The organism is Streptomyces sp. HUAS CB01 (assembly GCF_030406905.1).
GTDB lineage: Bacteria > Actinomycetota > Actinomycetes > Streptomycetales > Streptomycetaceae > Streptomyces > Streptomyces chengbuensis.
Window position 1 is genome coordinate 5439019 of sequence record NZ_CP129137.1, and the last position, 15053, is coordinate 5454071.

The 15053-nt window shown below is 71.5% G+C and carries 13 protein-coding genes; 1 reads left to right on the forward strand and 12 read right to left on the reverse strand.

Annotated features, from left to right (window positions below):
• Positions 1-225 precede the first annotated feature (225 nt).
• The 5 genes from QRN89_RS24170 to pta form a co-directional block, all read right to left on the reverse strand.
• Positions 226-483: a Txe/YoeB family addiction module toxin gene (locus QRN89_RS24170; RefSeq protein WP_093653403.1), complete on the reverse strand. Its 258-nt coding sequence runs from the start codon at positions 481-483 to the stop codon at positions 226-228.
• A complete protein-coding gene (locus tag QRN89_RS24175) occupies positions 480-758 on the reverse strand; it encodes a type II toxin-antitoxin system Phd/YefM family antitoxin (RefSeq protein ID WP_093653404.1) in 279 nt (92 codons plus the stop codon). The genes QRN89_RS24170 and QRN89_RS24175 overlap by 4 nt, the downstream gene beginning before the upstream one ends.
• Positions 759-938: 180 nt before the next feature.
• The gene (gene pyk / locus QRN89_RS24180) at positions 939-2372 is read right to left on the reverse strand and encodes a pyruvate kinase (protein WP_093653405.1); all 1434 of its coding nucleotides are present in this window, start codon (positions 2370-2372) and stop codon (positions 939-941) included.
• A 91-nt stretch (positions 2373-2463) separates the two neighbouring features.
• Positions 2464-3705: an acetate kinase gene (locus QRN89_RS24185; protein WP_290351479.1), complete on the reverse strand. Its 1242-nt coding sequence runs from the start codon at positions 3703-3705 to the stop codon at positions 2464-2466.
• Positions 3702-5783 (reverse strand): phosphate acetyltransferase, encoded by a 2082-nt coding sequence (gene pta / locus QRN89_RS24190; RefSeq protein ID WP_290351480.1) that lies wholly within the window; start codon positions 5781-5783, stop codon positions 3702-3704. The genes QRN89_RS24185 and pta overlap by 4 nt, the downstream gene beginning before the upstream one ends.
• A 236-nt stretch (positions 5784-6019) precedes the next feature.
• On the opposite strand from pta, the gene QRN89_RS24195 reads away from it, so the two are divergent.
• Complete coding sequence (locus QRN89_RS24195; RefSeq protein WP_290351481.1) at positions 6020-7045, forward strand: ATP-dependent 6-phosphofructokinase; 1026 nt, start codon at positions 6020-6022, stop codon at positions 7043-7045.
• Between the two features lie 97 nt (positions 7046-7142).
• Here QRN89_RS24195 and QRN89_RS24200 read toward each other — a convergent pair whose 3' ends face one another.
• From QRN89_RS24200 to QRN89_RS24230, 7 genes are all read right to left on the reverse strand, one after another.
• A complete protein-coding gene (locus tag QRN89_RS24200) occupies positions 7143-7817 on the reverse strand; it encodes an HAD family acid phosphatase (RefSeq protein WP_290351482.1) in 675 nt (224 codons plus the stop codon).
• 154 nt (positions 7818-7971) lie between these two features.
• Positions 7972-8673, reverse strand: coding sequence for a helix-turn-helix transcriptional regulator (locus tag QRN89_RS24205; RefSeq protein ID WP_290351483.1), 702 nt, complete (start codon positions 8671-8673; stop codon positions 7972-7974).
• Between the two features lie 181 nt (positions 8674-8854).
• Positions 8855-9691: a carbohydrate ABC transporter permease gene (locus tag QRN89_RS24210; protein WP_290351484.1), complete on the reverse strand. Its 837-nt coding sequence runs from the start codon at positions 9689-9691 to the stop codon at positions 8855-8857.
• Positions 9691-10563 carry a carbohydrate ABC transporter permease gene (locus tag QRN89_RS24215; RefSeq protein ID WP_290351485.1) on the reverse strand — a complete coding sequence of 291 codons (873 nt, stop codon included), beginning with the start codon at positions 10561-10563 and terminating at the stop codon, positions 9691-9693. Before QRN89_RS24215 ends, QRN89_RS24210 begins: the two co-directional genes overlap by 1 nt.
• Positions 10560-11921 (reverse strand): ABC transporter substrate-binding protein, encoded by a 1362-nt coding sequence (locus QRN89_RS24220; protein ID WP_290351486.1) that lies wholly within the window; start codon positions 11919-11921, stop codon positions 10560-10562. The genes QRN89_RS24215 and QRN89_RS24220 overlap by 4 nt, the downstream gene beginning before the upstream one ends.
• Positions 11922-12045: 124 nt before the next feature.
• Complete coding sequence (locus QRN89_RS24225; protein ID WP_290351487.1) at positions 12046-12735, reverse strand: response regulator; 690 nt, start codon at positions 12733-12735, stop codon at positions 12046-12048.
• Between the two features lie 40 nt (positions 12736-12775).
• On the reverse strand, positions 12776-15046 hold the full coding sequence (locus tag QRN89_RS24230) for an ATP-binding protein (RefSeq protein WP_290351488.1): 2271 nt from the start codon (positions 15044-15046) through the stop codon (positions 12776-12778).
• Between the last annotated feature and the right edge of the window lie 7 nt (positions 15047-15053).

A 15053-nucleotide genomic window follows, 5' to 3' on the forward strand; every position in this document is an offset into this window, starting at 1 on the left:
ACGTCACCTCGGATGGAGCCGTACATGAAGACCGTCGACGCCTGGCTGAGGGCTGATCTAAGGCTCCGCGCAAGCCGCAGCACACCGTGCGGCGGGTGGGCCCTCCGGGTGCAATCGGCACTCCCGCTGATATCTCCGCTGTCGCCCCCAGGCTTTGCCGTGTGCACCGCTCTGACACGGCAGCGGCAGGAGGCCAGGGACCGGGGCGACCACTCCGCCGACGGTTCAGTAGTGGTAGCGGGCCTTGATGATGACGACCTGCTTGTCGTCGGCTCGGTAGACGAGGCGGTGCTCGTCGTCGATGCGACGGGACCAGTACCCCGACAGATCGCCCTTCAGCGGTTCAGGCTTGCCGATTCCGGTGAAGGGGTCCCGCTGGATCTCGCTGATCAGCCTGTTGATCTTCTTCGCCAACTGCTTGTTGGTGGTCTGCCAGTAGAGGTAGTCCTCCCAGCCCGTGGGCCGGAACCGTACGTCCCTCACTCTTCGTCCTCCAGCATGGCGTCGAGCTCCTCCATGGTCTTCTCGATCACGGGGGTCTCGGTCGCCTTGTCCGCGGCGACGGCGGCCATGAGGCGCGCGGCATTGGCGGGGGAGCGCAGGAGGTAGACGGTCTCCTGCCAGGAACGGTAGTCGTCGGCGGACATCAGGACGGCATTGCCGCCCTTGGAGGCGATCTCCACGGGTTCGTGGTCGTCGTTGACCTGCTGGATCAGTGGGAACAGCTTGGCGCGGGCCTCGCTGGCGGAGATGGCCACGTCGCTCCTCCTTCGGCAGTGGTACAGGAACACCGTACCGCAATGGCGGTACGGTGTTCCTGTACCACTCATGCTTTCCGGATGCCCATCCAGCCACCGGGGCGTGTGCGGTCTGCAGAAGCGCCTGCGGGCCGCACCCCTCGAGGGGTGCGGCCCACAGGCGCGAGCGGGCAGGTCCGGTCAGGACGGGTGCTTGTCGCCGCCCAGGTGGTGCACGCGGACCATGTTCGTCGTGCCGGGGATGCCCGGAGGAGAACCCGCGGTGATGATCATGACGTCGCCCTCGCTGTAGCGCTGGAGCTTCAGCAGCGCCGCGTCCACGAGGTCGACCATCGCGTCGGTGGTCTCCACGAACGGGGCGATGAAGGGCTCGACGCCCCAGCTCAGGGTGAGCTGGTTGCGGGTGGAGTCGTCCGTGGTGAAGGCGAGGATCGGCTGCTCGGCGCGGTAGCGGGAGAGTCGGCGGGCGGTGTCGCCGGACTTGGTGAAGGCGACCAGTGCCTTGCCGCCGAGGAAGTCGGCGATCTCGGCGGCGGCGCGGGCGACCGAACCGCCCTGGGTGCGCGGCTTCTTGCCCGGGACCAGGGGCTGCAGGCCCTTGGAGAGGAGCTCCTCCTCCGCCGCGCTGACGATCTTGGACATCGTCTTGACGGTCTCGATCGGGTACGCGCCCACCGAGGACTCGGCCGAGAGCATGACCGCGTCCGCGCCGTCCAGGATCGCGTTGGCGACGTCGGACGCCTCGGCGCGGGTCGGGCGGGAGTTGGTGATCATCGACTCCATCATCTGGGTCGCGACGATCACCGGCTTGGCGTTGCGCCGGCACAGCTCGATCAGCCGCTTCTGCACCATCGGGACCCGCTCCAGCGGGTACTCGACGGCCAGGTCGCCGCGCGCCACCATCACACCGTCGAAGGCCATGACGACGTCCGCCATGTTCTCGACGGCCTGGGGCTTCTCCACCTTGGCGATGACGGGGACCCGGCGGCCCTCCTCGTCCATCACCTTGTGGACGTCCTTGACGTCGCCGGCGTCCCGCACGAAGGAGAGCGCGACCAGGTCGCAGCCCATGCGCAGCGCGAAGCGGAGGTCCTCGACGTCCTTCTCCGACAGGGCGGGGACGTTCACGGCCGCACCGGGCAGGTTGATGCCCTTGTGGTCGGAGATGACGCCGCCCTCGATGACGACGGTCTTCACCCTCGGTCCCTCGATCTCGACCGCGCGCAGCTCGACGTTGCCGTCGTTGATCAGGATCTGGTCGCCCTTGGAGACGTCGCCGGGCAGGCCCTTGTACGTCGTGCCGCAGATCGACTTGTCACCCGGCACGTCCTCGGTGGTGATCGTGAACTCGTCACCGCGGACCAGCTCGACCGGTCCCTCGGCGAAGGTCTCCAGACGGATCTTCGGGCCCTGGAGGTCGGCGAGCACGCCCACGGCGCGGCCGGTCTCCGCCGTCGCGCGGCGGAGACGGTCGTACCGCTCCTGGTGCTCCGCGTGGGTCCCGTGGCTCATGTTGAAACGGGCCACGTTCATGCCGGCCTCGATGAGCGCTTTCAGCTGCTCGTAGGAGTCGACGGCTGGGCCCAGTGTGCAGACGATTTTGGAACGGCGCATGAGGCGGATCCTATCGGTTTGTTTCTACGCGGAATATTCCGTCTGGTGGAATGTACAAATGGGCACCCGGCCGCTCAGGCGTTGCTCTTTCTCACTCCGCTCGGCCGCGACCCTCACGGCCCGCGCCGACCAGCGCGAAGGTCTGCCGGGCGATCTCCAGTTCCTCGTCGGTCGGCACCACGGCGACCGCCACCCGTGCGTGGTCGGGCGAGACGAGCCGCGGCACGTCCGACCGTACGGCGTTGAGGTCCGCGTCCACCACGAGCCCCAGCTCCTCCAGGCCGGCGACGGCAGCCTCGCGCACGGGGGCGGAGTTCTCGCCCACCCCCGCCGTGAAAACCACCGCGTCCACCCGTCCGAGCACCGCGTAGTAGGCACCGATGTACTTCTTCAGCCGGTGGACGTAGATCTCGAAGGCGAGCCGGGCGCTCTCGTCCCCCTCCTCGATCCGCCGCCGGATCTCCCGCATGTCGTTGTCACCGCACAGGCCGACCAGGCCGCTCCTCTTGTTGAGCAGCACGTCGACGTCGTCCTCGGACATCCCGGCCACCCGCTTGAGGTGGAACGTGACCGCCGGGTCGATGTCACCGGAGCGGGTACCCATCACCAGCCCCTCCAAGGGGGTCAGCCCCATCGACGTGTCCACGCAGCGCCCGCCCCGGACCGCGGACGCCGACGCGCCGTTGCCCAGGTGCAGCACGATCACGTTCACCTCCTCCGGATCCTTGCCCAGGAGCGCGGCGGCCCGGCGCGACACGTACGCGTGCGAGGTGCCGTGGAAGCCGTAGCGGCGGATCCGGTGCGCGTCCGCCGTCTCCACGTCGATCGCGTAGCGCGCCGCGTACTCCGGCATGGTCGTGTGGAACGCGGTGTCGAAGACGGCGACCTGGGGCAGGTCGGGGCGGAGCGCCCGGGCCGTGCGGATGCCGGTGATGTTGGCCGGGTTGTGCAGCGGCGCCACCGGGACCAGGCGCTCGATCTCCGCCAGGACCTCGTCGGTGATCAGGGTGGGGGCGGAGAACTTCAGCCCTCCGTGCACCACCCGGTGGCCGATCGCCGCCAGCTCGGGGGAGTCCAGGCCCAGTCCGTCGTGCGCCAGTTCGTCGGCGACCGCCTTCAGCGCGGCGGCGTGGTCCGGGATCGGGCCGGTGCGCTCGCGCTTCCCGGCGCCGGCCGGCCCGGTGTGCACCACCCGGGAGGTCTCCTCCCCGATCCGCTCGACGAGACCGACGGCCGGCCGGGTGCCGTCCTCCATGTCGAGCAGCTGGTACTTCACCGACGAGGAGCCGGAGTTGAGGACCAGAACACGAGTGGCGGTGGCGGAACCGGTCATGCGGTGGACTCCTGGATCTGGGACTGGATCGCGGTGATCGCGACCGTGTTGACGATGTCGCTGACGAGCGCGCCGCGCGAGAGGTCGTTGACCGGCTTGCGCAGGCCCTGGAGCACCGGGCCCACCGCGACCGCGCCGGCCGAACGCTGCACGGCCTTGTAGGTGTTGTTGCCGGTGTTGAGGTCGGGGAAGATCAGGACGGTCGCCTGGCCCGCGACCTCGGAGTCCGGCAGCTTGGTCGCGGCGACCGACGGCTCGACGGCGGCGTCGTACTGGATCGGACCCTCGATCCTGAGTCCGGGATGGCGCTCGCGCACGAGTTTGGTCGCTTCCCGTACCTTGTCCACGTCGGCGCCGGAGCCGGAGGTACCGGTGGAGTACGACAGCATCGCGATCCGCGGCTCGACGCCGAAGCGGGCGGCCGTGGCCGCCGACTGCACCGCGATGTCCGCGAGCTGCTCGGCGTCCGGGTCCGGATTGACCGCGCAGTCGCCGTACACGAGCACCTTGTCGGCCAGGCACATGAAGAACACGGACGAGACGATCGACGCCCCGGGCTTCGTCTTGATGATCTCGAAGGCGGGGCGGATCGTGGCGGCGGTGGAGTGGACCGAGCCGGACACCATGCCGTCGGCCAGGCCCTCCTGGACCATCAGCGTGCCGAAGTAGTTGACGTCGGAGACGACGTCGTGGGCGAGTTCCACCGTGACGCCCTTGTGGGCCCGCATCTGCGCGTACAGCTCGGCGAAGCGCGGCCGCAGCTCGGAGGTCGCGGGGTCGATCAGCCGGACGTCGCCCAGGTCGATGCCGAGGTCGGCGGCCTTCTTGCGGATGACGTCGGTGTCACCGAGCAGCGTCAGGTCGCAGACGTCGCGGCGCACCAGCACGTCCGCGGCGCGCAGCACGCGCTCCTCGGTGCCCTCGGGCAGCACCACACGGCGGCGGTCGGCACGGGCCTGCTCCAGCAGGTCGTGCTCGAACATCATGGGGGTGACCCGTCCCGTACGGGCGACCTCCAGCCGCGCGAGCAGGCCCGCGGTGTCGACATGGCGCTCGAAGAGCCCCAGTGCCGTCTCCGCCTTGCGCGGGGTGGCGGCGTTCAACTTGCCTTCCAGCGAGAACAGTTCGGCGGCGGTGGGCCAGGAGCCGCCGGGCACCGAGATGACCGGGGTGCCGGGGGCCAGCCGGGACGCCAGGGTGAGGATCGAGTCCCCGGGGCGCTCGTCGAGGGTCAGCAGCAGACCAGCGATGGGCGGGGTGCCCGCGGAGTGGGCCGCCAGGGCGCCCACCACCAGGTCGGCGCGGTCCCCGGGGGTGACCAGCATGCAGCCGGGCTTCAGGGCGTTCAGCACGTTCGGGAGCATCGCGCCGCCGAAGACGAAGTCGAGCGCGTCACGGGCGAGCCCGGAGTCGTCGCCGAGCAGCACGGTGGCCCCCAGGGCCTGGCTGACCTGGGCGACCGTGGGCGCGGCCAGGGCCGGCTCGTCCGGCAGGACGTAGCAGGGGACGGGGAGCCGGGCCGTGAGCCGCTCGGCGATCGCGTCGCGGTCCTCGGCCGCCACCCGGTTCACGATCATCGCGAGGACGTCGCAGCCCAGCACCTCGTAGGCGCGGTGGGCGTTGCGGGCCTCCGCGCGTACCGACTCGGCGGTCTGGCCCTTGCCGCCGACCACGGGTATCACCGAGGCGCCGAACTCGTTGGCCAGCCGGGCGTTGAGCGCCAGCTCGTCGGGGAGCTGGGTGGCGCGGAAGTCGGTGCCCAGGACGAGGACGACCTCGTAGTCGCGGGCCACCTCGTGGAAGCGGTCGACCAGCCGGGACACCAGCTCGTCGGTGCCCTTCTCGGCCTGCAGCGCGGCCGCCTCGTGGTAGTCCATGCCGTACGCGGTCGCGGGGTCCTGGGAGAGCCGGTAGCGCACACGCAGCAGATCGAACAGGCGATCGGGTCCGTCGTGCACAAGGGGCCGGAACACCCCCACACGGTCCACCTGGCGGGTCAGGAGCTCCATGACTCCCAGGTCCACCACCTGGCGGCCGTCCCCGCGGTCGATCCCGGTCACGTACACGCTGCGCGTCACGCGGTGCTCTCCTGTCCTGCTGGGCTGTGGCCGAGCGCGGGGTCCTGGGTGCGCTCGGGGGCTCAAGAAAACTCGATAGGGTGGCAATATCCCCTTGACAATACCTCTACGGCTGGGTTAAGCGCCCGCCGGGTCGGGGCTGACGGGAGGGCTGCCGGACCGGCGTGCACCCGGCCCTGCGTGTGAGAATCGGAATGAGGCTCACCGGTACCACGAGCGAGCAGGAGACACGCACGATGCGCATCGGAATTCTGACCGCAGGCGGCGACTGCCCCGGCCTCAACGCAGTGATCCGGTCGGTCGTGCACCGTGCGCTGACCGGTTACGGGGACGAAGTCATCGGATTCGAGGACGGGTTCAAGGGGCTGCTCGAGGGCCACTACCGCACCCTGGACCTCAACGCCGTGAGCGGCATCCTCGCCCGCGGCGGCACGATCCTCGGCTCGGCCCGGCTGGAACGCTCCCGGCTCCGCGAAGCCGCCGAGAACGGTGCCGAGTTGGCCCGGAAGCACGGCCTGGACGCCCTCATCCCGGTGGGCGGCGAGGGTACGCTCACCGCCGCGCGGATGCTGTCGGACGCCGGGATGCCCGTCGTCGGCGTCCCGAAGACCATCGACAACGACATCTCCTCCACGGACCGCACCTTCGGCTTCGACACCGCCGTCATGGTGGCCACGGAGGCCATCGACCGGCTCAAGACCACGGCGGAGTCCCACCAGCGGGTCATGGTCGTGGAGGTCATGGGCCGGCACGCGGGCTGGATCGCGCTGGAGTCCGGCATGGCCAGCGGCGCGCACGGCATCTGCCTGCCCGAGCGTCCCTTCCTGGTCGAGGACCTGGTGAAGATGGTCGAGGAACGCTTCGCCCGGGGCAAGAAGTTCGCCGTCATCTGCGTCGCCGAGGGAGCGCACCCGGCCGAGGGCTCCATGGAGTACAAGAAGGGCGAGATCGACCAGTACGGGCACGAGCGGTTCACCGGCATCGGCACCCGGCTGGCCGCCGAGCTGGAGCGGCGGATGGGCAAGGAGGCCCGGCCGGTCATCCTCGGCCACGTGCAGCGCGGCGGCACGCCCACCGCCTACGACCGGGTGCTCGCCAACCGCTTCGGCTGGCACGCGGTGGAGGCCGTGCACCGCGGCGAGTTCGGGAGGATGACCGCCCTGCGCGGCACCGAGGTGATCACCGTGCCGCTCGCGGAGGCGGTGACCCGGCTGAAGACGGTGCCGGAGGACCGGGTCCGCGAGGCCGAGTCGGTCTTCTGACCCGCCTCGCACGCGGAGCGGGTCCGTCCGCCGGTCCGGGTGCGGTGCGACCCGGGCCGGCGGACGGAGGGAACCCGCGCGGGCGGCGCGGACCGCGTCAGGACAGCTTGCCGTCGTAGTCGGGCAGCTTGAACGTGCGCTCGGCGTGGCCGCCGACGAGGTCGCTGGGCCGGTTGCCGACATTGGCGACGATCGTGTAGCCCTTGGCCTCGATCTCCGCGCGCTTGCCGGTCTTGTAGGCGCTGACCTCGTCGAACAGGTCCGGCAGGCTGCGCACGTACAGACCGTCGACCGGGTACCCGGCCTTCTTGAGGTTGTACGACGTCAGCGACTCGATGATGTCGGGCCGGGCGGTGACGAAGAAGATGTCGACCCCGCGGGAGTCGGCGTAGCGCACGAGGTCCAGCACCTGCCTGACGGCGGGCGTCGGGTACTCCCAGAAGTAGTGGAAGTCCGTCTCCAGCGAGGTGTTGTCGATGTCCAGCACCATGGCCAGACGCTGCCCGGACGCGCCGGCCGTGCGCTGCTCGATGTAGGGGCGGGCGGTGGCGAGGGCCGCCGTGACATCCCGCTGCCAGGTCGCGTAGTCGATTCCGGCCAGCCCGGCGGCGGTGATGTCCGTCGGCTGCGGTGCGTGCGCGGGGGCGGCCGCGGAGGCGGCCTTCGGCGCAGCGCTCACGGTCGCGGCCGAGGCCGTGGCCGTCATGGTCGCGGCGAGGGCCAGTGCGGCGGCCGGGACCGCGGCGCGGGTGGTCCATCTGCGTACATGCATGGGGGGTTCGCTCCTGAGGAGGTCCGGTGGACGCCCTTCGGCCGGGGAGAACCGGAGGGCCTTGGCATGTTCGCGTTCAACGATGGACGGAATGAAGCGTTCTATCTACCCTCTGGTAACTACGTAATGTCGGGAGGGGATTTCGGGCCCGGGATCACGCCTGGCCGGGAGTGAGTGCCCAGAAGTGCTCGACGATCCCGTCGAGGAATTCCCTGCCCGACTCCCCGGAGCCGGCCGAGGCACCCCAGCTGGAGGTGGCCGCCATCCGCGCGTGGTAGTCCGTGTGCAACCGCTGCAGCGCACCCTCCAGCTGCCGTACGGGGAGCGGCAGCATCCTCGCCACCGGGCGCACGTACGCCTGCCAGCGGGTGGTCGCCGCGCTGCGCAGCAGCTCCGCCAGTTCCTCGGCGCGGCCGGTCGCGATCAGCAGCTCGCGCGGGGTCAGGGACAGCGCCTCGGCGAGCGCGGCCGTCTGGCGCGCGTTGCCGCGCCAGCGGTCGCCCTCCTCCACGCGCCGGTACACGGACGGGTCCATCCCCACCCGCCGGGCCAGTTCGTCGGCCCCCAGGGCGCGGGCGATGCGGTGCTCGCGCAGGCTCTGCGGACGGCCGAGCAGCTCGCCGGGCGAACACCACAGCACTCCCGCGAGCGCGGTCAGTTCCCGGGAGTCCGGCGCCAGGAGGCCCCGCTCCCAGGCGACCACGGTGTCCGGGGTGACCCGGAGTCCGTACTGGGCCTGGAGTCCGTAGGCGACATGGCCCGGCGCCATCCCCAGGCCCTCGCGCAGTCGGCGGGCGGCGGGAGCGTTGAAAGGCGGGGTGGAGTGCACGGGCACACCGTAGAAGCGGAGAGTCATTTCCGGCCACGGTGCGTTTGCCCAAGGTGGGATTCCGTAGGAAGGTCCAGCGGGCGGTCCGGCGGTGGTCCTCCGTTCCCACGAGGGCAACGGCGCTACGCGCGTCACGCGGGCCACCGCAGCCTACCCGCGGGCAGGACACCGGGTCGATCACCGCCCGCCCCCCATCGGCCGCCGCGGATCACCCCTTCACCGCCCCGCCCAGCGTGAAACCGCCCCCGAGCCGGCGGGCGATCAGCACGTACAGCACCAGCACCGGCAGCGAGTAGAGGATCGAGAACGCCGCCAACTGCCCGTAGACCACGGAGCCGTGGTTGCCGAAGAGCGTGAAGACCGAGACGGACGCGGGGAGCTGCTCGGGGGAGAGCAGCAGCATGAACGGGACGAAGAAGTTCCCCCAGAGCATGATGAAGGTGTAGATCATCACGACCGCGACCCCCGGGCCCATCAGCGGCAGCACCACCCGGGTGAGGGTCTGCGCCGTCGACGCCCCGTCCGTCCAGGCCGCCTCCTCCAGCACCCGCGGCACACCGTCCATGAAGTTCTTCATCAGCCAGACGGCGAAAGGGAGTTGGGAGGTGGCCAGGAACAGCGCCGTCCCGTGCATCGTGTCGATCAGCTCGACCTGCACGAACAGCCCGTACACCGGCACCATCACGGCCGTGATCGGCAGACACGTGGTGAAGAGGATCGTCAGCAGGAACGGGCGGTTGAACCGCGACCGGTGGCGCGACAGCGGATACGCGGCGAGCGCCGCGCACACGACCGTGACCAGGGTCGCGCCGCCGCACAGCAGCACACTGTTGAGCATCGGTGTGAAGGTGATCTCGTCCGTCAGCACGGCGTCGAAGTGCCCGGCCGTGACCGGACCGGGCAGCCGCACCCGCAGATCCGCGTCGGCGTCCACCGACGCCAGCACCAGCCAGAGCAGCGGGAGTGCGAACCCCGCCGCGGTGAGCAGCAGCGCGGCGTCCGCGGCGAGCCTGCGCCGTGTCGCGCGACGTACGTGCGGCGCCATCACACCTCCACCTTCAGCAGCCGCAGGTACACGGCCGAGAAGAGCGAGCCCACCAGGAGCAGCAGCAGCGCCACCGCCGTGCCGTACCCGATCAGGCTCTTCAGGAACGCCTGGTCGTACATGAACACCGGCAGCGTCTGGCTGCGGTTGCCCGGCCCCCCGCGCGTCATGGCCCAGATGAGGCCGAAGACGGAGAGCGTGGAGAGGGTGTTGAGCATCAGCGTGGTCCCGATGGAGCGGCGGAGCAACGGCAGGGTGATGTACCGCAGCCGGTGGAGCCCGTCCGCACCGTCGACGGCGGCCGCCTCGGTGACGTCCCGCGGGATCTCCGCGAGCGCCGCCGAGTACACGAGCATCGAGAACGCCGTTCCGCGCCAGACGTTGGCGAACGACACGGCGAGGACCGGCAGGGTGAACAGCCAGTTCTGGGACGGCAGATGCAGCCAGTCCAGCACCGCGTTGAGCGTGCCCTCGCGGCGGAAGAACGCGTACAGCAGGAACGCGGCGACGATCTCCGGGAGCACCCAGGCCGTGACGACGAGCGCTCCCGTGAGCGTGCGCACCGGCCGGGACGAGGCCCGCATCAGCCCGGCGAGCACCAGCCCCAGGGTGTTCTGCCCGAGGACCGCCGAGACCACCGTGAAGACCAGCGTGAGCCACACCGCGTTGCGGAAGTCCTCGTCGGCGAAGGCGCGGCGGAAGTTGTCCAGGCCGACGAAGTCCGTCCCGGACGCCCCGGTCAGCTGGGCGTCGGTGAAGGCGATCCACACGCAGTAGCCGATCGGGCCGGCGAGGAACAGCAGCAGGAGGACCGTGGCCGGGGCGAGCGGCAGCCACCGCCACGCCCCGGCACCGCGAGCACCGCGGCTCACCTGCGCACGACCGCGCCGTCGGTGATGGCTCCCAGCTGCTCGTCGTACGCCTTCGCCGCCGCCTCGGGCGAGGCGTCACCCGTCGTCACCTTCTCCATGGCCTCGCCGATGGCCGAGGACACCTGGGGGTACACCGGCAGCGCCGGCCGGTAGTGGGTGTAGGGGACGAGCTGGGTGAAGAACCTGATGCCCGGCATGGACGAGAGGTACCGCCGGTCCGCCGCCACGTCCTTGCGCACCGCGATCTGGGCGCCGACGACGTCCCAGCGCACGGCGTTCTCCCGCGACTGCAGCGTCTTGACGAACTCCCAGGCCAGATCGGGGTTTCCGGCCTTCTGCGGAATGGCCCACGTCCAGCCGCCGGACATGGAGACCCTGCCCGGGGCCTGACCGTGCTGGGTCGGCATCGGGGCCTGCGCCAGATCCGTCTTCCAGGCCGGCCACTCCTTCGGTCCCTCGTTGATCCAGTTCTGGCCCATCCACGAGCCGTCGAGGGAGATGGCGAGCCTGCCCTCCGGGAAGAACTCGGTGGCGACGCGGGTACCGATGTTGGGGTCGAGTGCGTCGGACACGTCGGGGCCGAGCTTCTCCGCGTACACGGTCCGCACGAACCCGAGGGCGTCCCGGAAGCCCTTGCCGCCCGCGACCCACTTCCTGGCGGCCGGGTCGTACAGGGGGTCCTCGCCCGTGCCGTACAGCAGCATCTCGAATCCCTGCATCACAGCGGCCTCGCCGGGGCCCTTGCCGGTGTAGACGTTGAGCGGGATGACGCCGGGAACCTCGCGCTTGACCGTGCGCGCGGCGTCGAGGACCTCGTCCCAGTTCCTCGGCCGCCAGTCGGTGGGCAGACCCGCCTCGGCGAAGATCTTCTTGTTGAACCAGAGGCCGCGGGTGTCGGTCCCGTCCGGGATGCCGTAGGTCCTGCCGTCCTCGGCCCTGGCGGCCTCCCGCGCCGTGGGGACGAACTGGTCCCAGGCGTCCCACTCGGCGACGTAGTCGTCGAGGGGCCTCAGGTACCCGGCCTCGATGTCGGAGTTGATGCGGAAGGTGTCCTCGTAGACCAGGTCGGGCGCGGTCCTGGGGGAGCGCATCATCTGCTGCGCCTTGGTGGCGTAGTCGTTGTCCGGGGCCTGGACCGGGACGAGCTTGACCGTCTTGCCGGGGTGCGCCTTCTCGAACTGTTTCTTCACGGACTCGAGGAAGGCGTCCTTGAAACGGATGTTGTTGTCGGTCGAGCGGTTGTAGACCACCTCGACGGTGTCGGGGTCGCCCGCGCCGGAGCCGCCGCCGCAGGCGGTGAGGACGAGGGCGAGGGCGAGCAGCGGGGAAGCGAGGACCGGTGGGGCGGTGGGGCGCACGGGCACGACCTCCTCTGTCAGCCGTGGGGGCTGCCCGGTGACCGTAGGTCCGGCCGCGGAACAAGGTCAATGCCCGTGCGCGGAAAGGGCTTTCGGTCTTGCGGCGCCCGGGTGGAGGAGCTGGTCAGCGGCCGGAGCGGAGCCAGCGGTACTGCAGCTCGGGCCGGCCGATCTGGCCGTACTGAGGGCTGCGCACCGCCCGTCCGGCGGTGACGAGGTGCTCCAGGTAGCGGCGCGCGGTGATCCGCGAGATCCCCACCGCGGCACCCGCTTCGGCCGCCGTCAGCCCGCCGTCGGTGTCGCGGAGCGTACGGGTGACCGCCTCCAGGGTCGGTGCGCTGAGGCCCTTGGGGAGCGCGGCGGGCTGCGGGGTCCGCAGGGTCGCCAGGGCCCGGTCCACCTCGTCCTGCCCGGACGCCTCGCCGGCGGTGGCGCGGAACTCGGCGTACCGGTCGAGGCGGTCGCGCAGCGTGGCGAACGTGAACGGCTTCAGGACGTACTGGACGACACCGAGCGACACGCCCTCACGGACGACCGCCAGATCGCGCGCGGAGGTCACGGCGATCACGTCGGCGGAGTGCCCGGCGGCGCGCAGGGCGCGCAGCAGCTGGAGTCCGTGCCCGTCCGGCAGGTAGAGGTCGAGGAGGATCAGGTCCACGGGCGTGCGTTCCAGCACCCGGTACGCCTCGGCCCGCGAGTGGGCGACGCCCGCCACGGTGAACCCCGGTACGCGGCCCACGTACAGGGCGTGTGCGTCGGCGGCGACGGGGTCGTCCTCGACGACGAGCACCCGGATCCCGGCGGGAGCGGTCACCTCGCCACCTCCGTGCCAGGTCTCCGGCCGGGGCGTCCGTTCATGTGTCGACCTCCGTGATGCGCAGGGGCAGCCGTACGGTGAACTCCGCGCCACCGTACGGTCCTTGGGCCGCCTCGACCGTGCCCCGTCCCCGGTGCGCGGCCTGTCGCACCAGCGCGAGCCCGAGCCCCCGGCCGGGGCCCCTGGTCGACCAGCCCCGCTCGAACACGGCCTCCGCGTCCCCGGGACCGAGCCCCGGTCCCGTGTCGCTGACGCGCAGCACCAACTCGTCCTCGTCCGCACGGGCGGTGACGACGACGCGCGGGCGCGCGCCGGCGGCACGGGCGTGCGTCGCGGTCGTGTGCCCACCTTGCCCTTCGGGCACCTCGCGCGCGGCGGGGACGGGGGCGGGGTGCCCGTGGGGGTGGTCCCGCGGCCCGGTGGCGGCCGCTCCGCCGGGGACGGCGGCCGCGCCCTCCGCTTCCGTCGCGGTCGTGGCACCGATGCCCGCCTCCGCGCCGGGCGCGTCCTGCGCGCCGGAGGTGTCCTCCGGTCCCGTCGCGGGCACGCGGCCCGTGCCGGGGCCGCCGGCGCGGTCCGCGTGCTCGGCCCGTCCGTCGTCCCCGGTGGGCACCTCGCGCGTGGGAGGGACGGAGGGCCGGGGACCCTCTGCGTCCTGCCGGGTCGCCGAACGGGCGCCCGGGACGTTCGCCGGTCGGCCCGCGCCGGTCCGTACATCCCGCACGTCCCGCACGTCCCGCACGTCCCGCACGTCCCGCACGTCCCGCACGTCCCGTACGGGCGGGACGGCGGCTCCGGGCTCGTCGAGGCGCGGCCCGGAGAGGGGCCGTGGTGCGGTGTCTCCGGCCCGTACGGCGTGCGGCGCTGCCGACCGGTGCGGGCCGAGGGCGGTGCTCGTGACCGCCGCTCCGGTGGCGACGGGCGCGGACCCGCCCACGAGGCCGCCCCCGGCCCGGTGCGGTTCCGCCTCGCGCGCCGCCGGTCGCGTCGCCGACGACGCCTCGACCGCGTTGTCGATCAGGTTGCCGAGGATGGTGACCAGGTCCCGGGGCGGCAGCCAGGGCGGCAGGACGCCGTCGTCCATGCGGCTGTCGTCGGTCAGGACGAGTTCGACGCCGCTCTCGTTGGCCTGCGCCGCCTTGCCGAGGAGCAGGGCCGCGAGGACCGGCTCGCCGACCGCCGTCACCACACGGTCCGTGAGCACCTGCGCCAGTTCGAGCTCCGCCGTGGCGAACTCGACCGCCTCGTCCGCGCGGCCCAGCTCGATGAGGGAGACGACGGTGTGCAGCCGGTTGGCCGCCTCGTGGGCCTGGGCGCGCAGCGCCTGGGTGAAGCCGCGCTCGGAGTCCAGCTCACCGGTCAGCGACTGCAGTTCGGTGTGGTCCCGCAGCGTCACGACCGTGCCGCGACGCTCGCCGCCGACCACCGGCTGGGTGGAGACGACGAGCACCCGGTCGGCCGTGAGGTGCAGTTCGTCGACGCGCGGCTCGCTCGCCAGCAGAGCCCCGGTCAGCCCGGGCGGCAGGCCCAGCTCGTCGGGGCCCCGGCCGACCACGTCCGCGCAGAGTCCCAGCAGCTCCCGCGCCCCGTCGTTGATCAGCGCGATGCGCCGGTGCCCGTCGAGCATCAGCAGGCCCTCGCGTACCGCGTGCAGCGTGGCCTCGTGGTAGTCGTGCATGCGGCTCAGCTCCGCCGCGTTCATCCCGTGCGTGTGCCGCCGCAGCCGGGCGTTGATCACGTACGTGCCGAGTCCGCCCAGCGCCAGAGCCGCGCCGGCCATCCCCAGCAGCGCGGTGACCTGCTTGCCGAGCTGCTCGCTGATCTTGTCGATGGTGATGCCCGCGCTGACGAGCGCGACGATCCGGCCGGAGTCGTCCCGTACCGGCGCCACCGTCCGCACCGACGGCCCCAGCGTCCCCGTGTAGGTCTCCGACACCGTGCGTCCCTGCCGCGCCTCGTCGATGTGACCCAGATAGATGTGTCCTATTTCACCCGGTTCGGGGTGGGTCCAGCGCCTGCCGTCCGGCGTCATGATCACCACGAAGTCGACGCCCGCGTCCTTCCGCAGCCGCTCCGCGTACGGCTGCAGCCGCGCCGTGGGGTCGGGGGAGCGGACCGCCGTCACCACCGACGGGAAGTCCGCCACCGCCGCAGCGGTCGCCGTCGTCTGCCGGCGCGCGGTCTCCTCGGCCTGCGCGCGGTCCGTGACGTACGAGAACAGCGCGAAGCCGGCCACGATCGCGGCGACCAGCACGACCTGCATCGCGAAGAGCTGGCCGGCGAGGCTCCGTGGACGGGGGATGTGCATGGCTCAA

Coding starts and splice junctions, on each gene's coding strand:
- QRN89_RS24200 (WP_290351482.1), bottom strand. CDS start 7,817: ATGCATGTACGCAGATGGACCACCCGCGCCGCGGTCCCGGCCGCCGCA.
- QRN89_RS24205 (WP_290351483.1), bottom strand. CDS start 8,673: ATGACTCTCCGCTTCTACGGTGTGCCCGTGCACTCCACCCCGCCTTTC.
- QRN89_RS24210 (WP_290351484.1), bottom strand. CDS start 9,691: ATGGCGCCGCACGTACGTCGCGCGACACGGCGCAGGCTCGCCGCGGAC.
- QRN89_RS24185 (WP_290351479.1), bottom strand. CDS start 3,705: ATGACCGGTTCCGCCACCGCCACTCGTGTTCTGGTCCTCAACTCCGGC.
- QRN89_RS24230 (WP_290351488.1), bottom strand. CDS start 15,046: ATGCACATCCCCCGTCCACGGAGCCTCGCCGGCCAGCTCTTCGCGATG.
- pyk (WP_093653405.1), bottom strand. CDS start 2,372: ATGCGCCGTTCCAAAATCGTCTGCACACTGGGCCCAGCCGTCGACTCC.
- QRN89_RS24195 (WP_290351481.1), top strand. CDS start 6,020: ATGCGCATCGGAATTCTGACCGCAGGCGGCGACTGCCCCGGCCTCAAC.